Source organism: Nocardia sp. NBC_00508 (genome assembly GCF_036346875.1).
Lineage (GTDB): Bacteria > Actinomycetota > Actinomycetes > Mycobacteriales > Mycobacteriaceae > Nocardia.
This window is the reverse complement of the sequence record NZ_CP107852.1, coordinates 2,754,543-2,774,235: the sequence shown is the minus strand read 5'-3', so window position 1 is coordinate 2,774,235 and position 19,693 is coordinate 2,754,543. Positions and strand designations below refer to the sequence as shown.

23 protein-coding genes are annotated in these 19,693 nt (G+C 66.9%); 13 read left to right on the top strand and 10 right to left on the bottom strand.

From position 1 onward, the window contains the following. Positions 1-41: 41 nt before the first annotated feature. A complete protein-coding gene (locus OHA40_RS12150; RefSeq protein ID WP_330233153.1) occupies positions 42-896 on the top strand; it encodes a helix-turn-helix transcriptional regulator in 855 nt (284 codons plus the stop codon). Here the strand turns inward: OHA40_RS12150 and OHA40_RS12145 are convergent. Further along, entirely contained in the window at positions 893-1,519 is a 627-nt protein-coding gene (locus tag OHA40_RS12145) for a hypothetical protein (protein ID WP_330233152.1), read from the bottom strand. The two genes, OHA40_RS12150 and OHA40_RS12145, sit on opposite strands and share 4 nt — an antisense overlap. A 398-nt stretch (positions 1,520-1,917) precedes the next feature. On the opposite strand from OHA40_RS12145, the gene OHA40_RS12140 reads away from it, so the two are divergent. Beyond that, the gene (locus tag OHA40_RS12140) at positions 1,918-2,250 is read left to right on the top strand and encodes an ArsR/SmtB family transcription factor (protein ID WP_330233151.1); all 333 of its coding nucleotides are present in this window, start codon (positions 1,918-1,920) and stop codon (positions 2,248-2,250) included. Continuing rightward, entirely contained in the window at positions 2,247-2,723 is a 477-nt protein-coding gene (locus tag OHA40_RS12135) for an SRPBCC family protein (RefSeq protein WP_330233150.1), read from the top strand. The genes OHA40_RS12140 and OHA40_RS12135 overlap by 4 nt, the downstream gene beginning before the upstream one ends. A gap of 64 nt (positions 2,724-2,787) precedes the next feature. Here OHA40_RS12135 and OHA40_RS12130 read toward each other — a convergent pair whose 3' ends face one another. The 6 genes from OHA40_RS12130 to OHA40_RS12105 form a co-directional block, all read right to left on the bottom strand. Further along, positions 2,788-3,777: a pirin family protein gene (locus tag OHA40_RS12130; protein WP_330233149.1), complete on the bottom strand. Its 990-nt coding sequence runs from the start codon at positions 3,775-3,777 to the stop codon at positions 2,788-2,790. A gap of 76 nt (positions 3,778-3,853) precedes the next feature. Continuing rightward, complete coding sequence (locus tag OHA40_RS12125) at positions 3,854-4,165, bottom strand: GNAT family N-acetyltransferase (protein WP_330233148.1); 312 nt, start codon at positions 4,163-4,165, stop codon at positions 3,854-3,856. Between the two features lie 199 nt (positions 4,166-4,364). Then, positions 4,365-4,658 carry a putative quinol monooxygenase gene (locus tag OHA40_RS12120; RefSeq protein ID WP_330233147.1) on the bottom strand — a complete coding sequence of 98 codons (294 nt, stop codon included), beginning with the start codon at positions 4,656-4,658 and terminating at the stop codon, positions 4,365-4,367. 25 nt (positions 4,659-4,683) lie between these two features. After that, positions 4,684-5,736, bottom strand: coding sequence for an aldo/keto reductase (locus tag OHA40_RS12115; RefSeq protein WP_330233146.1), 1,053 nt, complete (start codon positions 5,734-5,736; stop codon positions 4,684-4,686). Continuing rightward, positions 5,733-6,188, bottom strand: a complete 456-nt coding sequence (locus OHA40_RS12110) for a MerR family transcriptional regulator (protein ID WP_330233145.1) — start codon at positions 6,186-6,188, stop codon at positions 5,733-5,735. The genes OHA40_RS12115 and OHA40_RS12110 overlap by 4 nt, the downstream gene beginning before the upstream one ends. 311 nt (positions 6,189-6,499) lie before the next feature. Beyond that, a complete protein-coding gene (locus tag OHA40_RS12105; protein ID WP_330233144.1) occupies positions 6,500-6,871 on the bottom strand; it encodes a glyoxalase superfamily protein in 372 nt (123 codons plus the stop codon). Between the two features lie 58 nt (positions 6,872-6,929). Here OHA40_RS12105 and OHA40_RS12100 point away from each other — a divergent pair, with 58 nt between their 5' ends. After that, complete coding sequence (locus tag OHA40_RS12100) at positions 6,930-7,133, top strand: hypothetical protein (RefSeq protein ID WP_330233143.1); 204 nt, start codon at positions 6,930-6,932, stop codon at positions 7,131-7,133. Positions 7,134-7,154: 21 nt separating this feature from the next. Here OHA40_RS12100 and OHA40_RS12095 read toward each other — a convergent pair whose 3' ends face one another. Next, a complete protein-coding gene (locus tag OHA40_RS12095) occupies positions 7,155-7,646 on the bottom strand; it encodes a SixA phosphatase family protein (RefSeq protein WP_330233142.1) in 492 nt (163 codons plus the stop codon). 123 nt (positions 7,647-7,769) lie between these two features. Here OHA40_RS12095 and OHA40_RS12090 point away from each other — a divergent pair, with 123 nt between their 5' ends. Continuing rightward, entirely contained in the window at positions 7,770-9,440 is a 1,671-nt protein-coding gene (locus OHA40_RS12090) for an FAD-dependent oxidoreductase (protein ID WP_330233141.1), read from the top strand. Between the two features lie 274 nt (positions 9,441-9,714). Here the strand turns inward: OHA40_RS12090 and OHA40_RS12085 are convergent, their stop codons facing one another. Next, positions 9,715-10,527, bottom strand: a complete 813-nt coding sequence (locus tag OHA40_RS12085) for an acyl-[acyl-carrier-protein] thioesterase (RefSeq protein ID WP_330233140.1) — start codon at positions 10,525-10,527, stop codon at positions 9,715-9,717. 343 nt (positions 10,528-10,870) lie between these two features. Here OHA40_RS12085 and OHA40_RS12080 point away from each other — a divergent pair, with 343 nt between their 5' ends. Both OHA40_RS12080 and OHA40_RS12075 read left to right on the top strand, forming a co-directional pair. Next, positions 10,871-11,845 (top strand): NADPH:quinone oxidoreductase family protein, encoded by a 975-nt coding sequence (locus OHA40_RS12080; protein ID WP_330233139.1) that lies wholly within the window; start codon positions 10,871-10,873, stop codon positions 11,843-11,845. A 22-nt stretch (positions 11,846-11,867) separates the two neighbouring features. Beyond that, positions 11,868-12,980, top strand: coding sequence for a winged helix DNA-binding domain-containing protein (locus OHA40_RS12075; RefSeq protein ID WP_330233138.1), 1,113 nt, complete (start codon positions 11,868-11,870; stop codon positions 12,978-12,980). A gap of 18 nt (positions 12,981-12,998) precedes the next feature. Here OHA40_RS12075 and OHA40_RS12070 read toward each other — a convergent pair whose 3' ends face one another. Then, positions 12,999-13,523 carry an Lrp/AsnC family transcriptional regulator gene (locus OHA40_RS12070; protein WP_330233137.1) on the bottom strand — a complete coding sequence of 175 codons (525 nt, stop codon included), beginning with the start codon at positions 13,521-13,523 and terminating at the stop codon, positions 12,999-13,001. Between the two features lie 235 nt (positions 13,524-13,758). Here OHA40_RS12070 and hppD point away from each other — a divergent pair, with 235 nt between their 5' ends. The 6 genes from hppD to fusA all read left to right on the top strand — a co-directional run bounded on the left by hppD (position 13,759) and on the right by fusA (position 19,591). Then, positions 13,759-14,961: a 4-hydroxyphenylpyruvate dioxygenase gene (gene hppD, locus OHA40_RS12065; protein ID WP_330233136.1), complete on the top strand. Its 1,203-nt coding sequence runs from the start codon at positions 13,759-13,761 to the stop codon at positions 14,959-14,961. Between the two features lie 115 nt (positions 14,962-15,076). Beyond that, on the top strand, positions 15,077-15,604 hold the full coding sequence (locus OHA40_RS12060; RefSeq protein WP_330233135.1) for a DUF3558 domain-containing protein: 528 nt from the start codon (positions 15,077-15,079) through the stop codon (positions 15,602-15,604). 4 nt (positions 15,605-15,608) lie between these two features. After that, on the top strand, positions 15,609-16,166 hold the full coding sequence (locus OHA40_RS12055; protein WP_330233134.1) for a DUF3558 domain-containing protein: 558 nt from the start codon (positions 15,609-15,611) through the stop codon (positions 16,164-16,166). Positions 16,167-16,504: 338 nt separating this feature from the next. Next, positions 16,505-16,879, top strand: a complete 375-nt coding sequence (gene rpsL, locus OHA40_RS12050) for a 30S ribosomal protein S12 (protein WP_014353064.1) — start codon at positions 16,505-16,507, stop codon at positions 16,877-16,879. A 1-nt stretch (position 16,880) separates the two neighbouring features. Then, positions 16,881-17,351 carry a 30S ribosomal protein S7 gene (gene rpsG / locus OHA40_RS12045; RefSeq protein WP_014353063.1) on the top strand — a complete coding sequence of 157 codons (471 nt, stop codon included), beginning with the start codon at positions 16,881-16,883 and terminating at the stop codon, positions 17,349-17,351. Between the two features lie 137 nt (positions 17,352-17,488). Continuing rightward, the gene (fusA, locus tag OHA40_RS12040) at positions 17,489-19,591 is read left to right on the top strand and encodes an elongation factor G (protein WP_330233133.1); all 2,103 of its coding nucleotides are present in this window, start codon (positions 17,489-17,491) and stop codon (positions 19,589-19,591) included. Positions 19,592-19,693: the final 102 nt, after the last annotated feature.

The following is a 19,693-nucleotide window of genomic DNA, read 5'->3' as shown; positions in this document are numbered from 1 at the left end:
GATCCCTGGCTGAGGCCGCCGTTTCGGGGGACAGTGGTGACATGGACCGCGCCGAGCTCGCCGATTTCCTGCGCCGCCGCCGTGAGCAGCTCACGCCCGCCGACGTGGGGCTGCCGCCCGGCGTCCGGCGGCGCACGCCCGGCCTGCGCCGCGACGAGGTCGCGCTGCTGGCGGGTATGTCCACCGACTACTACACCCGTTTGGAGCAATCACGCGGGCCGCGTCCGTCCACCCAAGTGCTCGCGGCACTCGCCCGCGCTCTGCGTTTCACCAGCGACGAACGCGACTACCTCTACCATTTGTGCGACCACACGCCGCCGGGACGCGAACCGGCCGACAAACATGTCGGTCCCGGTCTGATGCACCTGCTCGCGAAGCTGGACGACACGGCCGCCACCGTCGTCACCGATCTCGGCGAGGTGCTGGTGCAGAACCGGATGCACACGCTGCTCGTCGGCGATCACGGCAAGCGGCGCGGCTGGGACCGGTACTACGCCTACCGCTGGTTCACCGACCTTCCGTCCCGCACCATCTTCCCGGTGGAGGACTGGGATCGGCTCGGCCGCCAGCACGTGGCCGATCTGCGCGCCACCGCCGCTCGCCGTGCGGGAGACGCGGACGTCGCCGAGTTCATCGGCAAATTGCGTTCCATGAGCGTCGAGTTCGATCGGCTCTGGGACGAACACGAAGTGGCGGTGCGGCTTTCGGACACCAAACGCATCCTGCATCCGCAGGTCGGCCTGATCGACACCGTGTGCGAAACGTTGCTCACCCCGAACGCCGCGCAGCGCCTACTGGTCTACCTCCCGCGCCCCGGCACGGACGCGGCCGAGAAACTGGACCTGCTGCGCGTGATCGGAACGCAGATGCTGATCTCCGCCGACCAGGTCGACTAGGGCGCGGTCACGTACTCCAGTGCCGCGTCGACGGCGGGCTGCCCGCCGCCGACGATGAATCCGGCCATCGCGCCGATCGCGGCGCCCGCGACTGCTGCGGCGGGCACCGTGATGAAGTCGAGCACGAACAGCCCGAGCGGGAATCCGAGGACGAAGCCGATGGCCGCGCCGATCCCGGCGCCGGTGAGGATCGAAGGCATGGCTTTCTCGGCCTCTGCGTAGAATCGCTCCTGCACGCTGACGTCGCGCAGCGGTGCGTCGGTCAGACCGGTTGGTGCGAGGGTGAGCCGGTGGCCCGCGTCCTCGACTATCGGCCGCAATGCCATGCGCTGTTCCCCGATGCGCAATGCCATCGGCAGCGCGGCGACGATCTTGCCGTCCCGGTCGGACACCGTCACCACGCGATCGTCGTGGGTGAGTTCGAACGTCCCGTCGTGGATGGTGGCCACGGCCGCGCGCCGGTCATCGGACGCGGCGACCTGGTAGGCGACCTGGTGGAACGAGCCGCTCAAGTTGAGCGGAGCGTCGTCGGGCGCGGGCTGCGCGTGCGCGGCAGTCGTGGTAATCGCGGTGGCCGCCAACGCGATCAGTGCCGTTGCGGTGAAGTGCGAAATCCTCATCATGCTCTTTCCGTGTGCTGCCCCCGGTGTCCGGTTCGTCCGAAGAACATACCGTCCGGTGGGCGTTATCAGAAGGGGTTGGGACATGGCGTCGTTCGATGTGCTCACGCGGAATTCGCTGTTGCGCTTCGCAAGAGGGTCGCCGCTCAGTGCTCGCGGCTGTGCTGGGGTTGGTTCCAGCAGGCTCTGCTGAGTGCGGTCGCGAGTGCATGGCTGTTTCGTTTCGGCTGCCCGCGCGATGTTCCGGCGGTCGCAGCACCAGCGGCATGGCGGCGACCGTGCCGCTGCGTCGGGAGCGCTGCCGATCTACGCGGATGCGGACTGACTCGATCCCGTGGTTGCCGACTCGCGACGCACATTCCCCCTTGACGTTCTCCCTGGACCGGGTAACACTGAACTAGATGGTTCAGTATGACTTCCTGGATGCCTCCTTCGGGGCGATCGCGGATCCCACCCGGCGCGGGATCCTGGAGCGACTCGGCAGTGGGCCCGCGACCGTCAGTGAGCTGGCCGAGCGCTTCGAGATGACCCTGACCGGGGTCAAGAAGCACATCCAGTTGCTGGAGGCGGCGGGCATGGTGGTCACGGAGAAGCGTGGCCGGGTGCGGTACTGCCGCCTCGGTGAGAACGTCTTCGACCGCGAAGTGGCCTGGATGCAGGGCTACCGGCGGATGGTGGAAGCTCGGCTGGATCGTCTCGGTGAATTCCTCGAGCGAACGGAGCAAGAACCATGAGCACAACCACGAACGACGCCGTTGTCACGACCGACACCGACCGCACGATCCACATCGAGCGGGTTTTCGACGCGCCGCGCGAGCGGGTGTGGGACGCCTACAGCAAGATCGAACTGCTCGCCCAGTGGTGGGGGCGCGGTAACAAGCTCGATATCGAGCGATGGGAGTTCCGCCCGGGCGGGCACTGGCGCTTCGTCGAGCACTCCGACGAGGGCACCGACGGCTTCGAAGGCCGTTTCCGTGAGGTCACCCCGCAGGAGCGCATCGTGTACTCCTTCGAGTGGGACGGCATGCCCGCCCATGTGGCGATCGACAGCGTCAGCTTCGTCGACCTCGGCGACGGCCGCACCAAGGTGGTCACCGACAGCCAGTTCCACACGCCCCAGGAGCGGGACGGGATGCTCCAGTCCGGTATGGAGGTCGGGCTCAACGCGAGCTACCGCGCGTTGGACGCGCTGCTGGCGCGCGGCTGATTCCGAAACGTGTTCGGCCCCGGTCGTTTCCGCGATCGGGGCCGAATCACGCAGCGGCCGGGGGTCATGCCCTGGCCGGTCCGATCCGTCGCTTGCGCGGTTTGAGGTGCAGTCCTGGCAGCGGTGGTGCGGGAATGCGCTGCTGCGGTGTATGACCCGCGATGTCGGCGAACCGGCTGACGTCGCGGTTCTCCCAGTCCGCCCGGGCCGCGACGATGCCCTCATGGCTGCGGCCGACGAAGTTCCACCACATCACCAATTCCTCGCCGAACGGCTCGCCACCGATCAGCGCGAAATGAGCGCCGCTCGCACTGGTGATCCGCAGTTCGTCGCGGTCGGTGCCCAGATAGAGCAGTGGTCCGGGGCCGAGTTCCTTACCCGCGACGGTCACCTGGCCCTCGATCACCAGCACCGCATGTTCGAAATGGGTGTTCAGCGGGACGGTGACGTCCGCTTCCGGCTCCACCCGCACGTCCGCGCCGACGATGGGCGTATAGGCGATCGCGGGCGAGGTCACCCCGGCCAGTGAGCCGATCAGCACGATCGCTCTGAGGCCGGGCGCTTCGAGGACGGGCAGTTCCCGATGCTGCTCGAAGTGCGGATCGATGCCGGTGCGGTCGCCCGGCAGCGCGATCCAGAGCTGCAAGCCGTGCCCGGCGGGCGCGCCAGGGACGGCGTATTCCGAATGGGCGATGCCGCGCCCCGAGGTCATCAGGTTCAGCTGACCCGGCTCGATCTCCACGTCCGATCCGACCGAGTCGCGGTGCCGGATACGGCCCTCGAACGGCCAGGTCACCGTCTGCAGGCCGATGTGCGGGTGCGGATCGATGTCCGGCGGCGCGCCGGTCTTGGTCACGGTCGGTGAACCGAAGTGGTCGAGGAAGCACCACGCGCCGACCGTCGGCAGATCCCGTTGCGGCAGCGCGCGTTCGACGAAGACGCCGCGCACACCGCCGAGCGGCACCTCGCGCGCCGGGTACAGCTCCACGGTCGGACCGGGACCCGGTGCCGGTTCGCAGAGCGTTTCCGCAGGGTGCGGATCCAGATCGCTCACGACCTCGCCTCGCTGGGGCTCGGCTCCGTCGTGCGCGAGAGCGCGCTGTGCTTCCGGTTCGCTCGCTGACGCTCACTCACCGGGCGACGCCCTTGCCGATCACGTGTGCGTCGTACTGCGGATGCTTCTCCAGGTACCCCTTGATGAATTGGCACAGCGGCCGGATCACGCGGTCGCGCCCGACGGCGTCCTCGATCGCGTTCTCGGCCAGGATGGAACCGAGCCCCTTGCCGGAGAACGCGTCGTCGATCTCGGTGTGGGTGAACACCGTCTCGTCGGCACGCTCCTCGTAGTCGGCGAAGCCCGCCAATTCTCCGCCGTGGAACACCTCATAGCGATGCCGCTCGTCATTGCGGACGACCGTGGATTCCGGAGTCGATTCGGTCATGCTCGCCTTCTCCTTCCGTGCGCGTACCGGGTGCCCGCTGAATCGAGACGCGATCGAACGCGCCGGTCGCGGTGGCTACCCAGAGGACGACAGGCAGCTGATCATCCGTCAGGTGCCTGCGAGCGAAAGCGTACTCAGCCTCTGGATGCCCAGCACCGCGACGGTCCAGCGCTACGGACGCCGGACCGCCGCGGCTCGATCACTCGATCTGGGTGAACCGCCGCAGGTCGAAGGGCTCAGCCAGGATGTTCTCCAATGTCGCCGCACAGGCCTGCAGGTGCGGTGTCCGGAAGTGCGTCGCGAGGGCGTCCGCGTCGACCCATTCCTCGAGCAACACCACCCGGCGCGGGTCGGTGGGATGCAGATACAGCTCGTAGGCGACGCAGCCTTCCTCTGCCAGCGTCGGTTCGATCATTCCCTGCAGCAGATCCTTCAGCTCCGCCTCCCGCCCCGCCTTGGCAGTGAAGCGGACATTGAGCGTCAATGTGGACATATCCGTCTCCGGTCTCGTATGTGAGTTATTCCCGGCCCGCCGACGTGAAGGACATATCCGCGTATCGGTTTCCGGAAACCTTGCCTGCGATCGGCTCCAAGGTCGCCAGCTCGTCATCGGTCAGCGGAATGGTCGCGGCGGCCACGTTGTCGGCCAGCCGAGTCCGGCTGCGGGTGCCCGGAATCGGGACCACCGCGAGGTCGCGCAGCCTGCTCTGTGAGTGCACCCAAGCAAGCGCGACCTGCGCCAGCGTGCTGCCGCGCGAGTCGGCGATGGTCCGCAACGGCGCCAGCAGCTCGGCGTTGCGTGCCGCGTTCTCGCCGGAGAAGCGCGGCATCGAGGAGCGGAAATCCTTCGCGTCCGCGGTGCCGGTGAACGATCCCGTGAGGAAGCCACGTCCCAGCGGCGAGTACGGCACGAACGGCACGCCCAGCTCCGCGGCCGCGGGCACCACGGTCGCTTCGACGTCCCTGGAGAACAGCGACCATTCCGACTGCACGGCGGCGATCGGGTGTACCGCGTGTGCCGCACGCAGTTCGGCGCCGGTCACCTCGGATAGACCGAGTGCGCGAACCTTGCCCTCCCGCACCAATTCCGCCATAGCGCCGACCGTGTCCTCGATCGGTACGCGGGGGTCTTTGCGGTGCATGTAGTACAGATCGATGGTGTCGATCCGGAGCCTGCGCAGGCTGGCCTCCACCGCGCTCCGGATATAGGCGGGAGAGTTGTCGAAGCCCCGATAGGCCGGGTCGTCGGCCTTGCGGACGATGCCGAACTTGGTCGCGAGCACCACCCGGTCGCGTTCGGCGTTGACGAAATCGCTGAGGAATTTCTCGTTGTGACCGAAGCCGTACACATCGGCGGTGTCGAAGAGCGTGACACCCAGTTCCAGCGCCCGATCCAACGTCGCCCGGGATTCGGTGAGATCGCTGGGCCCGTAGAACTCGCTCATTCCCATACAGCCCAGACCCTGCGTCCCTACCTGGATGTCGGTGGCGCCGAGCGTGGTGGTGGGAAGCGCGGCGGTGGGGGACCCACCCGCCGCCCGGCCGCCACCCACCATCGAATCGCTGTTCATAGGTTGATCCCTTCGCTGTCGTGCGCGGACACCGCGGTCGGCTGGACCTCTTGGGCTTTGCCCTCGTACAGGGCGATCTTGTAATCCAGCACAGCCAGGGTCTGACGAAGTTCATCGATCTTGGCGAGTACCTCGGTGCGCGTGTTCCGGAACATCTCCAGCCGCTGCGGGAAGGTGGATTCCCCCGCGCGCACCAGCTCGGCGTAGCGAACCATGTCCGCCACCGACATGCCCGTGGTGCGCAGCCGGCCGATCAGCACAAGCCATTCCAGATCGCGATCACTGAACCGGCGCTTACCTGCGTGATCCCTGCCGATGTAATCCATCAGCCCGATCCGCTCGTACCAGCGCAACGTGTCCCGGCTCAGTCCGGACCGCTCGGCCACTTCGCCGATCGAATACCGCGGCTGCTCCCGATCGCTCACGTCCGCGTGAGGTGCGGTTTCGCTCACGACGTCGCCTCACTGGCGCTCGGCTCCGTCGTGCGCGAGTGCGCGCTGTGTTCTCGGTTCGCTCGCTGGCGCTCGCTCACGACGTCGCCTCACTGGCGCTCGGCTCCGTCGTGCGCGAGTGCGCGCTGTGTTCTCGGTTCGCTCGCTGGCGCTCGCTCACTTGTCCTCGCCCTTCCCGTTGAACATCGACGACGTTAGTCACCTGGAGTGCACTCCAAGCAAGCTGTGTTCGGCGGGGGCTCGGTGTCCGTGGGGGAGCGTTGATCACCGCCCGGTCGGTGTGTCCCGGGCGGTGAGACGGATCGCGCTGGTCAGCTGCTGTAGTCGGGCAGTTGCTGGACGGCCCACTTGTTGCCGTCCGGATCGGAAAAGAAGGTGAACAGGCCCCAGCCGAGATCCTGCACCGGAGTGGCGTCCACCCCGGCGGCGACCAGCTGCTGATAGGCCTCTTCGGCGCTGGCGACCACCATCTGGATGCCCTCGACGCTGCCGGGGGCGGCCTCGGTGATGCCCTCGCCGAGACAGATGGAACAACCGGAACCAGGCGGGGTCAGCTGGACGAAGCGCAGATTCTCGTTGACCCGGTGGTCGTGGTCGGCGTTGAAGCCGATCTTGGTGTAGAAGTCCTTGGCGCGGTCGACGTCGGTCACCGGAATCGCGACGAGCTCGATTTTCCAATCCATTCGGCGAGCATTCCACCGCGCACCGACAAAGTCCCGGCTTCCGGCCTACCCTGGTGACATGCCTGGAAAGGACATCGACCGGATCAGGGCTCGTTCGGCTTGGGCGACGGTCAAGGAAAGCCCCGTGATCACCGCTGTCGCGGTCGCGCCGTTCGCGCTGGCCCTCGGCGTGGTGTGGTGGTTGTTCGGTGGTTTCGCCGCGTTCGTGCTGCTGGTCATCCTGGGTGCGGTCGTTGTGGTGGGCGGCAAGTTACTGCGCTGATCGCGCGTCGCCGACGCGCGGTCAGCGCGGGATATGGAAGTGGATCAGCTCCCCGGTTGCCGGGTCGATGTCGGCCCAAGGCCGCTCGAATCGCAGTACCGCGAGTGCTGAGGTCGGGAACTTCCTGCTGAGTTCGACCGCAGTCGCGCAGTCGCGATTACTCGCCAGTTCCCACGCCGTCCACGGCATGCCCGGCGCGTGCCCGATCACCAGCAGCGTCGAAATGTCGTGGTCGCTGAGCTGGATCAGCTCGATGAGCGTCGCAGGCGCGGCCTCGTAGATCGCCGGCTCGAAAACTACCGGCGCGGCGACCCCGGTGGCGGTGAGTGTCTGCCTGGTGCGGGTGGCGGTGGAGCAGCGCACGGCATCGATCGGCGGCTGGGTCTCGAGCAGCCACTGACCTGCCAGTCCGGCCTCGCGCCGGCCCCGCGGCGCCAGCGGGCGCTCGTGATCGCCTACGCCGTCCGGATAGGCCGACTTGCCGTGCCGCATGAGGATCAGAGTCCGCACCATGGGGATACCGTAAGCCCTCCGGGCGAGAGGTCTCGAACACACTCGAGGCAAACTGAAAGCGGCATCACATCACACCCCCCGGGGTGGCCACAGTCCACGTACATCTTCGAGGATCAGCACAATATGGCCTACGTAATCACGCAGCGTTGTTGCAACGACGCCAGCTGCGTTTCCGAGTGCCCGGTCGACTGCATCCGTCCCACGCCGGACCAGCCGGAGTTCGCGACGACCGAGATGCTCTACATCGACCCCGACACCTGTATCGACTGCGGCGCCTGTGTCGACGCGTGCCCGGTGGATGCCATCTTCCCCGAGGACGATCTGACCGCCTCGCTGGAGCGATTCCGGGATATCAATGCGGCCTATTTCCAACGGCATCCATTGGAATCCAACTTCGATCCGATCATCAGTCCCGGGCGTCCACCCAAGGAACTGGGCACCCTACGCGTCGCCATCGTCGGCGCCGGGCCCGCGGCCTGCTATGCGGCCGACGAACTGCTGCGCAGGGCCGATGTCGAAATCGAGATGTTCGACCGGCTGCCGACCCCGTGGGGCCTGGTCCGGGCGGGCGTCGCTCCCGACCACCCCGGCACGAAGACGGTGTCGAACATGTTCGAGTCCGCGTTCCGCCGCGAGACGTTGCAGTACTACCTCAACGTCGAAGTAGGTACGCACATCTCGCACGAGGAGCTGCTCGGCCATCACCATGCCGTGATCTACGCGGTCGGCGCATCCACGGACCGCCGGATGGGCATCCTCGGCGAGGACCTGCCCGGCAGCCACTCCGCCACCGAATTCGTCGCCTGGTACAACGGCCACCCCGACTACGCCGACCGGACCTTCGACCTGTCCGGCGAGCGAGCCGTGATCGTCGGCAACGGCAACGTAGCGTTGGACGTGGCCCGCGTGCTGACGGTCGACCCCGACGAACTCGCCAAGACCGATATCGCGGACTACGCGCTGGATGCCCTGCGGCAGAGCAATATTCGCGAGGTCGTCGTGCTCGGCAGGCGCGGGCCGCTGCAGGCGGCCTACACCTCGCCGGAGTTCCTCGCCCTCGCTCACCTGAAGGGCGTGGACGTGGTCGTCGACGAAGCCGACCTGGAACTGGACGAGGCCAGCCAGACCATCCTGGACGACCCGGAAGTAGAGCCTTCGCTGGGCTTGAAGTACACCCTCGCCAAGGAATACGCGGCCGGTCGCCGCGCGGAGGGCAACAAGCGCATCGTGTTCCGCTACCTGGTCTCGCCTACCGCTCTGACCGGCACCGAGCGGGTCGAGTCGGTCGAGTTCGTGCGCAACGAGCTGGTGGACGTGGACGGCCAGCTGGTGGCCAGGCCGAGCGACCGCACCGAGACCATCGACGCCACGATGGTGCTGCGATCCATCGGCTACCGCGGCGAGCCGGTCGCCGGGCTGCCGTTCGACGAGCGGCGCGGCGTCGTGCCCAACGAGAACGGCCGGGTCATCGGCGACGACGGCACGCCGTTGCCGGGTGTGTTCGTCAGCGGCTGGATCAAGCGCGGTCCACGCGGCGTCATCGGCTCGAACCGGACCGACTCCGAAGAGACGGTGGAGCTGCTCATCGCCGACTTCACCGCGGGCAAACTCGGTGTGCCACAGGGCGACCGTGCCGCACTGAAGTCCCTGCTGGCCCAGCGCCGAGCCGACCTCGTCGACCGAGCGGGCTGGAAGGCGATCGACCAAGCGGAGAAGAGCGCGGGCAAGACCGCGGGCCGCCCACGGGTCAAGTTCACCACCAGGGAAGACCTTCTCAAAGCGGCCCGTGGCTGACAGTGCCCGAGGTCGGTCGGATCACCCGAGATCCGACCGGCCCCGCGCATCGCGGCCCCTCCACCAGCCGCCTGATTCGTAAGTACACCGGTAACTCGTCGGGTCCGCCCAGAACCTTGCACTGCACCCAACGCACGACCTGAACGCGATCCCCGCGTCACCCGGCTGGTACAGCAGTTACGCAACGACTGATTTCGCAAGAACATGGGTAACTCGCCGGGTACGCCCAGAACTCGACCGGCACCAAACGCAGGACCTGAACGCAACCCGTGCGTCACCCGACCTGTACGGCCTGAAGACTCGGAGAGGCGGGTGAGCCGGGCAGTGGCATGATGCGGACGACTGTGGTGGTGGTTCCGCCGACCACGAACCATAACCGCAGCACCGGCTGCCCGCTCCGGTCGCCGGGCTCGTACCGGCTGCGCACGGTCACGTGCTGGCGGGCCAGCACCGGTGCCACGTACTCGATCACCGCGCGGTGCGGCCCCGCGAGGAGCTTGGGATATTCGACCAGGAATTGTTCCACCGCCTGCCAGTAACAGGCGTTGTTCACATGGTTGTACTGGTCGATATCGGTAGCGCGCACCGGGAACGGCATGTCGGTATCCGACTCCGGCGGTGTGGCGTCGGTCAGATACGGCCGCCACCGCAGGCGGTGTTCGGTGGCCGTGCGGGCCAGGTAGGCGAGGCCTTCGTCGCTGATCCGCGCGGGCATGCCGGTGGACTCGCTGATATTGATCCAGAAGCCCTCGGTCTCGATCAGCCCACCGTTTCCGCTGGTGATCCGCACGCGCATGTTGGTCCACCGGGTGGACATCGCCGAGCACCACCGCAGCAACCGCACCTCGTCCGGCCACAGAATCGGACGGATGACGTCGATGACCGTCCGCCGGATGATCCAATTCGGGTCGGTCCGATGGAAGAACGTCTTATGCAGGTTTTCCCAGGCGATATCTTGCAGGTAGCGGGCGATGGCATCGAACCGCAATCGGTCGTAGGGATCCACATCGCCAGCCCGGACGGGCCACGCCGAAGCAAAGCCCATGCCCTCCTGGGGAAGCGGGGCGAGTGGCTGATCGAGTGACACTTGTGCTCCTCGCGCTGCACGGTGTGCCGCGTTTTTTCATGCGGTGCTGTTGTGACGACTTTACGGGGCGTACGTCACACCCTCGCGTCGAGCCGTCTGTACTTCTCAATAGTCCGCCTGCGAGCACTCGGCGCCAGGAAGTACGGCGAAACCGATTGGCCGGAGGCGGGCGCGCGAATCACGAGGCGATCAATAACCCTGGTAGGCGCGGCCCGAGTGCACCGCCCGAGCCTGCGCTCGTCCCGCCGCAGGGCTGCGGACCGACGTCATCCGGCTGCGCCCGTTATGTTGTCGGTATGGCGTCGGCGCGGATCATGCCGTCGCGCGACAGAGAGGTGAGCACATGCGCGCAGCCCAGGTCAGCAAGCTGGAGGGACCGGAAGCGGTCGAGATCGTGGACATCCCGGAGCCTGCGCCCTACCCGGGCGGCGTCGTGATCGATGTGCACTCGGCGGGTGTCGCCTTCCCGGACGTGCTGATGACGCGCGGTCTCTACCAGATGAAGCCGGAGCTGCCTTTCGTCGTCGGCGGCGAGGTCGCGGGCATCGTGCGGGAAGCCCCCGCGGATGCACACGTGCGGGTGGGCGACAGAGTGATCGCGCTGACCCTGCTCGGCAACGCCATGGCAGAGACGGCCGTCGTGCCCGTGCCGATGGTGTTCCGGCTGCCGGACAGCGTCTCGCTGGAGGCGGGCGCAGGCATCCTGTTCAACGACCTGACCGTGCACTTCTGCCTACGAAACCGGGGCAGGATGGCCGAAGGCGAGACCGTCCTGGTGCACGGCGCCGCGGGCGGCATCGGCACCTCGACGCTGCGGATGGCCGGCGCGTTCGGTGCGGGCCGGGTGATCGCCGTGGTGAGCACGGAAGCGAAGGCCGAGGTGGCCCGCGCGAACGGCGCCACCGATGTGGTGCTGACCGACGGCTGGCTCGCCGCGGTGCAGGAGCTGACCGGCGGTCGCGGCGTCGACATCGTGCTCGACCCGGTCGGCGGAGACCGCTTCACCGACAGCATTCGATCGCTCGCGCCGTCGGGCCGGCTGCTGGTGGTCGGCTTCACCGCAGGCGAGATCCCCACCGTCAAGGTCAACCGGCTGCTGCTGAACAACGTCGAGGTGGTCGGCGCCGCGTGGGGCGCGTGGGTGATGTCGCACCCCGGCTATCTGGCCGAGCAGTGGGCCGAGGTGGAACCCCTGCTGGCCGCCGGGAAGATCGCGCCGCCGCAGACGGTGCTCTACCCGCTGGACAAGGCGGCCGAGGCGATCGCCTCGCTGGACAACCGCACCGCCACCGGCAAGGTCGTGGTCACGCTGCGTTGACGCGCACGGATCCGCACACGTCATGAAGCTGTCCAACCGGGTACTGAACCGGACCCTGCTGTCCCGCCAGCATCTGCTGGAGCGCTCGCGCCTGACCGCGCAGGAGATGTGTGACCATCTCGTCGGGCTGCAGGCTCAGGATTCGCCGCCGCCGTTCGTCGGATTGTGGAGTCGCCTCGCGGATTTCGATCCGATGACGGTGTCGGACGCGCTGGAGGATCGCTCCCTGGTCCGCATCACCCTGATGCGCGGCACGATTCACCTGGTCACTCCCGCCGACGCGCTGCGGATCGCGCCGCACGTGCAGCCCGAACTCGAAAAAGTGCCCTTCCGTAAGGGTTTCAACTACGGCGCCATGGTCGGCCTGGATCCGGACGAGGTGCGCAAGCACGGCGAGGCGGCGCTCGGCGACGAGCCGATGTCCGCGGCGGACCTGCGCGCCCGTGCCGCCGAATTGTACCCGGACCGCGACGCAGGGGCGGTGCTGCAGACCTGGCTGTATCAGCTGCCGGTGTTACAGACTCCGCCGCGCGGGAAATGGAAGGACAGCAGCAGGCCGATCTGGTCGCGGGTCGAACCGTGGTTGGGTGCTCCGCTGGACCCGACGTACCCGCTGGCGGAACTGCTCTATCGCTATCTGCGCGCCTTCGGCCCGGCCAGCACCATGGACATGCAAACCTGGTCGAAGTTGCTCGGCATGAAGCACGCGGTCGAACAACTCGGCGATCGAGTGCGCACCTACACCGACGAGCGCGGCCGCACGCTCTACGACGTGGCCGACGGCGAACTGGCCGACCCGGACCACCCCGCTCCGGTCCGGTTGCTCGGTTGGTATGACAACGCACTGCTCTCGCACCAGGATCGGACCAGGATCGTGCCGGACGGCGCGGCTCCTCCGCTGCGCGCCTTCGCCGCGCAGGTGTCTCCGATCCTGGTCGACGGGTTTCTCGCGGGGCTGTACAAGGTCTTCGCGAACGCCGAGACGGCCCGTCTGCGCATCAGTCCGACCAGGTCGTGGACGAAGGCCGAGCGCGTGGCCGTCGAGGCCGAGGCGCACGCTCTGCTCGCCTTCTTGGAGGCGGGTAAACAGGGGAGCGTGGAAGTTCTCGCCGCGCACGCCGACCTGCGTCCCTGAGGGGTACGCGGGGCTCGGCTACGGCTCGCGCGCCGGACGGTAGGCGGGCGCCTTCGTGGTTCCGGTCGGACCCAGCGTGCGCAGCAGCGGCAGCGCCCGGCGCCGCACCACCGTGGACAGCACGATGACGCTGTGCGAACGCACCACCGAGGACGTCCGGTCGATGCTCAGCAGCACGGCTTGCAATCCGGCGTGCGAGTCGGCCCCGATCCGGCACACCACGTCGCCCGAGCCGGTGGTGGCGTACGCCTCCAGCACGCCGGGGATGGCGTCGAGTTCGGCGGCCACCGCGTCCAGTGCGCCCTGGGCGATCTCCAGCGTGACGAACGCCAGCACGTCGAACCCCGCCGCGGTGACGTCGATCTGCGGGTCGTAGGAGGCGATCACGCCGGATTCCTCCATGCGCGCGATCCGGGATTGCACCGTCGCCCTGGCGACCTTGGTGCGACGGGACAGTTCGAGAATGCCCGCCTTCTGGTACTCGTGCATCGCGGTGAGGATGGCGAGGTCGAGTTCGTCGAGTTTCGCCGGTGTGCGCGACATGACGGCCTCCGTTTCGAGCAGCTCCCCCGCCTCTCCGGGTCTTCAGGCCGTACAAGTCGGCGACGCGGGGAGTGCGTTCAGGTCCTGCGTTAGGTGCCAGGCAAGTTCTGCCTGTCCTGCTTCTGCTATTCAAATTGTCCAGCATCCAAGGCGGTTTCCTAGCCGAATTCGCCACACTGCCCATCGAGAATTCGGGCTGTTGCCTACTGGGCGGGCTCGGCGATTTCCTTGGAGGATGACCATCGAGCACCTGCCGAACGCCCGGTCCGGCGCCGTTCCCAGCGACGGCGAGTTGCGCACACTCGTGGGGCTGGTCGACCACGACGACAGCGGCGATCCCTTCCCGGTCACCGGATGGGACGCTCTGGTCTGGGTGGTGGGCAACGCCACACAGACCGCACACTTCCTGGAGTCCGCCTTCGGTATGCGATTGGAGGCGTACTCCGGTCCCGAGACCGGCAACCGCGACCACAAGGCGTTCGTCTTGCGCAGCGGCGCAGCACGTTTCGTGATCACCGGTGCGGTGGACCCGGACAGCCCGCTGGTCGCCCATCACGATCGGCACGGCGACGGCGTGGTCGACATCGCGCTCGAGGTGCCCGACGTGGACCGCTGTGTGGCGTGGGCGCGCGCGCACGGCGCCACCATCGTCAGCGAACCGCACGACGACACCGACGACTTCGGCACCGTCCGCTCGGCCGCGCTGGCCACCTATGGCGAGACCAGGCACACGCTGGTCGACCGTTCCGGCTATTTCGGGCCCTACCTGCCCGGCTATGCCGCCCGGCGCTCGCACTATCAGCGGCGCGACGGCGCGCCCACCCGGCTGTTCCAGGCGATCGATCATGTGGTGGGCAACGTGGAACTCGGGCAGATGGACGAGTGGGTCGAGTTCTACCGGCGGGTCATGGGTTTCACGAATATGGCCGAGTTCGTCGGCGACGACATCGCCACCGAGTACTCGGCGCTGATGAGCAAGGTCGTCGCCAACGGCAATCACCGGGTGAAGTTCCCGCTCAACGAACCCGCCGTGGGCAAGAAGCGCTCGCAGATCGACGAGTACCTGGAGTTCTACCGCGGTCCCGGCGTGCAGCACATCGCCCTCGCCACCGGCGACATCCTCGCCTGCGTCGACGCACTGCGCCGCGAGGGCGTGGAGTTCCTGGAGACACCCGCCGCCTACTACGAAGACCCCGAATTGCGCGCCCGCATCGGCCGGGTCCGCGTCCCGGTCGGGGAACTCCAGCGTCGCGGCATCCTCGTCGACCGGGACGAAGACGGCTATCTATTGCAGATCTTCACCAGACCACTGACCGATCGGCCCACCGTTTTCTTCGAACTCATCGAGCGTCACGGCTCCCTCGGCTTCGGCAAGGGGAATTTCAAGGCGCTGTTCCAGGCGATCGAACGCGAACAAGCCGCCCGCGGCAATTTGTGAGCAATCCCGGCGGTCGACGATCCGCTCGCGGAACGGTCGGTGCGGCGATCGGAGCAGGGGCGGGCCCGGGTTCGTCGGACGGTCCCCCGGTCGCGTAATCGGTAGAGTTCTTCCCATGCGGATCAAGTCGGCGGTCGTGATCGCGACCGCCTTGGTGCTCGCGCTGGCGGCGTGCGGTTCGGGCGGGGAGTCCGAGGAAACCGGCCCGTCGCGACCGGCGCCGAAGGTGGTGGCGTTGGGCCCGTTCGTCGGGGAGTGTGGGCATGTGACCGACGACGAGGTGCGCAACCTCGGTGGGCTCGGCCAGATCTCCGGAGTGTTCCGGAACGCTGTCGGCTGCAATTGGCGGGCGGCCGGAGTCGGTTCCGCCAGCATCACTTTCGCTTCCTATCGCGGCAGCCCGATCGAACGGGAGCGGGCGTGGGTGACCGTCAACGGTCGCGCTCCCGACCCGATCAAGGTAGGCGGGCGCGAGGGCTTTGCCGCGTTGGACCCGAGCGGGCAGATCTGCGATCTCGCGGTGCAACTCGGCGAGGACTTCTTCGAGTGGTCGACGTCCCTCGGGATCTTCTCCACGGCCACCGGCAACCCCTGCGACCGGAGCCGTGCCCTGGCCGAGCTGACCTTGCAGCGGTTGGGGTAAGGGGATGAACGTGGGAGGAAGTCTGCGCCGTTGGAGTGCGGTCGCCGTCGCTGCCATTGCTGTCGCGTTGTCCGCGGGCGGCTGTAGCCAAGTAGTTCCCGGGTCGGCGCATCCGGTCGGCGGCAGTCAGCCGGTCAACACCAGGCTCGACAAGCTGCTGCGGGAATGCGAGATCCTCTCCAAGGAGCAGATCGGCAAGGCCATCGGCGAGAGCATCGACGTCCAAGACTCGTTCTTCGGCGCGGTCTGCATGTGGGATCTGGTCGGCGCGCCCGGCGGTAACGGCATGGCCACGCTCAACTGGTACGAGAACGGCACGCTGAGCAACGAGAAGCAGACGAACAACAAGCTCGGCTACACCACCACCAACGTCACCGTCCAGAGTGCGCTCGCGCTGCTGATCCGGCGTCCGAACGATCCCGATTCCTGCGGTGTGACCGCGAGCGCTCCGGACAACGGCGTGATCGGCTGGTGGCTCAACTACCGGCCTGGCTCCGCCCACCCCGATCCCTGCGAGGCCACCAAGAAGCTCATGGAAATGACCTTGAATCTGGCCAGGTAGACCGCTGCCTTCGCGACCCGCTTTGACCCTGTGTCCCGGCCACGGGTATCGTGGATCGCTGTGCCCGGAAGCAAGCGGGCAAGTTCGTGCGTGACCGTAGGCCAGCGAAAGCGGCTGACGAATCCAGCGTGCCCGGAATCCGGGCTCCGCGCCGCGCGCGACACGCCCGACCTCGGGACGCGAGAAACGTGGCCGGACGTGCGAGTGAAAGCTCGATGACAGCGGAGTGAACGACGGGCCCGAGGTGAAAATGCGCCGCCGAGGGCCCCGGGAGCGCCGCGAACTTACAACAGACATGAAGTCCAGACACCGCGTTAACTAATAAGGAAAGCCGGTCTATGCCAACCATCAACCAGCTGGTCCGCAAGGGTCGCCGCGACAAGGTCGCCAAGACGAAGACCGCGGCCCTGAAGGGGAGCCCGCAGCGTCGTGGCGTGTGCACCCGCGTGTACACCACGACCCCGAAGAAGCCGAACTCCGCGCTGCGCAAGGTCGCGCGTGTTCGCCTGACCAGCGCGGTCGAGGTCACGGCCTACATCCCGGGCGAGGGCCACAACCTGCAGGAGCACTCGATGGTGCTCGTCCGTGGCGGTCGTGTGAAGGACCTTCCCGGTGTTCGCTACAAGATCATCCGTGGCTCGCTCGACACGCAGGGTGTGAAGAACCGCAAGCAGGCCCGCAGCCGCTACGGCGCGAAGAAGGAGAAGAGCTGATATGCCACGCAAGGGCCCCGCACCCAAGCGTCCGCTGATCAACGACCCGGTCTACGGTTCGCCGCTGGTTACGCAGCTGGTCAACAAGATCCTGCTGGACGGCAAGAAGTCCACCGCCGAGCGCATCGTCTACGGCGCGCTGGAGCAGGCGCGCGAGAAGACCGGCACCGACCCGGTCGTCACCCTCAAGCGCGCGCTGGACAACGTGAAGCCGTCGCTGGAGGTGAAGCCCCGCCGCGTCGGTGGCGCCACCTACCAGGTTCCGGTCGAGGTCCGTCCGGGCCGCGCCAACACCCTGGCCCTGCGCTGGCTGGTCAACTTCTCCCGTGCGCGCCGGGAGAAGACGATGGTCGAGCGTCTGGCCAACGAATTGCTCGACGCCAGCAACGGCCTCGGCGCCTCGGTCAAGCGCCGCGAGGACACCCACAAGATGGCCGAGTCCAACCGGGCCTTCGCGCACTACCGCTGGTGACGTCTGCCCGGCCCGTCGTCTGGGTCGGGAGGCACAGCCGGAACGCGGCACCCACCGGCCGCGTCCGGCGTTGATATAGAGACGACCACAGGGTCGTCCCCGATAATCCCAACTAGCTACGAGCGGGGAAGATTTCCGTGGCACAGGACGTGCTCACCGACCTGAACAAGGTCCGCAACATCGGCATTATGGCCCACATCGATGCGGGCAAGACGACCACAACTGAACGCATCCTCTTCTACACCGGCATCACCTACAAGATCGGTGAGGTCCACGATGGCGCCGCCACGATGGACTGGATGGAGCAGGAGCAGGAGCGTGGTATCACCATCACCTCCGCGGCGACCACATGCTTCTGGAAAGACAACCAGATCAACATCATCGACACCCCCGGGCACGTCGACTTCACCGTGGAGGTGGAGCGGTCGCTGCGCGTGCTCGACGGCGCCGTCGCGGTGTTCGACGGCAAGGAAGGCGTCGAGCCGCAGTCCGAGCAGGTGTGGCGTCAGGCCGACAAGTACGACGTGCCGCGGATCTGCTTCGTCAACAAGATGGACAAGCTCGGTGCGGACTTCTACTTCACCGTGCAGACCATCAAGGACCGTCTCGGCGCCAAGCCGCTGGTCATCCAGCTGCCGATCGGCGCGGAGGACACCTTCGAGGGCATCGTCGACCTGGTCGAGAACAACGCCAAGGTCTGGCGGGGCGAGACCAAGCTCGGCGAGCAGTACGAGGTCGTCGAGATCCCGGAGGATCTGAAGGAGCGGGCCGAGCAGTACCGCCAGGAACTGCTGGAGACCGTCGCCGAGTCCGACGATGCGCTGCTGGAGAAGTTCTTCGGCGGCGAAGAGCTCACCATCGATGAGATCAAGGGCGCCATCCGCAAGCTGACGGTGACCTCCGAGCTCTACCCGGTGCTGTGTGGCTCGGCGTTCAAGAACAAGGGCGTGCAGCCCATGCTGGACGCGGTCATCGACTACCTGCCCTCGCCGTTGGACGTGGAGGCCACCACCGGCCACGTGCCCGGCAAGGAAGACCAGGTGCTGACCCGCAAGCCGAGCGCCGACGAGCCGTTCGCGGGCCTGGCGTTCAAGATCGCGGTGCACCCGTTCTTCGGCAAGCTGACCTACGTCCGCGTGTACTCCGGCAAGGTCGACTCCGGCGCCCAGGTCATCAACTCGACCAAGGGCAAGAAGGAGCGCCTGGGCAAGCTGTTCCAGATGCACTCCAACAAGGAGAACCCGGTCGGCGCTGCCTCGGCGGGTCACATCTACGCGGTCATCGGCCTCAAGGACACCACCACCGGTGACACCCTGTGCGATCCGCAGAACCAGATCGTGCTGGAGTCCATGACCTTCCCGGACCCGGTCATCGAGGTCTCCATCGAGCCGAAGACGAAGTCCGACCAGGAGAAGCTGGGCACCGCGATCCAGCGTCTCTCCGAAGAGGACCCGACCTTCTCGGTCAAGCTGGACCAGGAGACCGGCCAGACCGTCATCGGCGGTATGGGCGAACTCCACCTCGACATCTTGGTCGACCGCATGAAGCGCGAGTTCAAGGTCGAGGCGAACGTCGGCAAGCCGCAGGTGGCCTACCGCGAGACGATCACCAAGCGGGTCGAGAAGCTCGAGTACACGCACAAGAAGCAGACCGGTGGTTCCGGCCAGTTCGCGAAGGTCATCATTGCCCTCGAGCCGTTCGTCGGCGAGGATGGCGCGCACTACGAGTTCGAGAACAAGGTCACCGGTGGCCGCGTGCCGAAGGAGTACATCCCTTCGGTGGACGCCGGTGCCCAGGACGCCATGCAGTACGGTGTGCTCGCTGGCTACCCGCTGGTGAACATGAAGGTCACGCTGCTCGACGGCGCCTACCACGACGTCGACTCGTCGGAAATGGCGTTCAAGATCGCCGGCGCGCAGGCGCTCAAGGAAGCGGCTCGCAAGGCCGGTCCGGTGATCCTCGAGCCGCTGATGGCGGTCGAGGTCACCACGCCCGAGGACTACATGGGCGATGTGATCGGCGACCTGAACTCCCGCCGTGGTCAGATCCAGGCCATGGAGGAACGCAGTGGTGCCCGTGTCGTCAAGGCGCTGGTTCCGCTCTCGGAGATGTTCGGTTACATCGGTGACCTGCGGTCGAAGACCCAGGGCCGGGCGAACTACTCCATGGTGTTCGACTCGTACGCGGAGGTTCCGGCCAACGTGTCGAAGGAGATCATCGCCAAGGCGACCGGCGAGTGACACCATCGGGGCAGGTGTCACACTTGCCCCGACAGCCGGGCGTCAGCACGACCCCTTTTCAAGTAACCGCACTGCTGCAACTGCACGCACCAACAAGTCCAG

Coding starts and splice junctions, on each gene's coding strand:
- OHA40_RS12080 (WP_330233139.1), top strand. CDS start 10,871: ATGCGCGCAGCCCAGGTCAGCAAGCTGGAGGGACCGGAAGCGGTCGAG.
- OHA40_RS12090 (WP_330233141.1), top strand. CDS start 7,770: ATGGCCTACGTAATCACGCAGCGTTGTTGCAACGACGCCAGCTGCGTT.
- hppD (WP_330233136.1), top strand. CDS start 13,759: ATGACCATCGAGCACCTGCCGAACGCCCGGTCCGGCGCCGTTCCCAGC.
- OHA40_RS12135 (WP_330233150.1), top strand. CDS start 2,247: ATGAGCACAACCACGAACGACGCCGTTGTCACGACCGACACCGACCGC.
- rpsL (WP_014353064.1), top strand. CDS start 16,505: ATGCCAACCATCAACCAGCTGGTCCGCAAGGGTCGCCGCGACAAGGTC.
- OHA40_RS12115 (WP_330233146.1), bottom strand. CDS start 5,736: ATGAACAGCGATTCGATGGTGGGTGGCGGCCGGGCGGCGGGTGGGTCC.
- OHA40_RS12140 (WP_330233151.1), top strand. CDS start 1,918: ATGGTTCAGTATGACTTCCTGGATGCCTCCTTCGGGGCGATCGCGGAT.
- OHA40_RS12055 (WP_330233134.1), top strand. CDS start 15,609: ATGAACGTGGGAGGAAGTCTGCGCCGTTGGAGTGCGGTCGCCGTCGCT.
- OHA40_RS12075 (WP_330233138.1), top strand. CDS start 11,868: ATGAAGCTGTCCAACCGGGTACTGAACCGGACCCTGCTGTCCCGCCAG.
- OHA40_RS12060 (WP_330233135.1), top strand. CDS start 15,077: ATGCGGATCAAGTCGGCGGTCGTGATCGCGACCGCCTTGGTGCTCGCG.
- OHA40_RS12100 (WP_330233143.1), top strand. CDS start 6,930: ATGCCTGGAAAGGACATCGACCGGATCAGGGCTCGTTCGGCTTGGGCG.
- OHA40_RS12095 (WP_330233142.1), bottom strand. CDS start 7,646: ATGGTGCGGACTCTGATCCTCATGCGGCACGGCAAGTCGGCCTATCCG.
- OHA40_RS12125 (WP_330233148.1), bottom strand. CDS start 4,165: ATGACCGAATCGACTCCGGAATCCACGGTCGTCCGCAATGACGAGCGG.
- OHA40_RS12120 (WP_330233147.1), bottom strand. CDS start 4,658: ATGTCCACATTGACGCTCAATGTCCGCTTCACTGCCAAGGCGGGGCGG.
- OHA40_RS12145 (WP_330233152.1), bottom strand. CDS start 1,519: ATGATGAGGATTTCGCACTTCACCGCAACGGCACTGATCGCGTTGGCG.
- OHA40_RS12150 (WP_330233153.1), top strand. CDS start 42: ATGGACCGCGCCGAGCTCGCCGATTTCCTGCGCCGCCGCCGTGAGCAG.
- OHA40_RS12105 (WP_330233144.1), bottom strand. CDS start 6,871: ATGGATTGGAAAATCGAGCTCGTCGCGATTCCGGTGACCGACGTCGAC.
- OHA40_RS12070 (WP_330233137.1), bottom strand. CDS start 13,523: ATGTCGCGCACACCGGCGAAACTCGACGAACTCGACCTCGCCATCCTC.
- rpsG (WP_014353063.1), top strand. CDS start 16,881: ATGCCACGCAAGGGCCCCGCACCCAAGCGTCCGCTGATCAACGACCCG.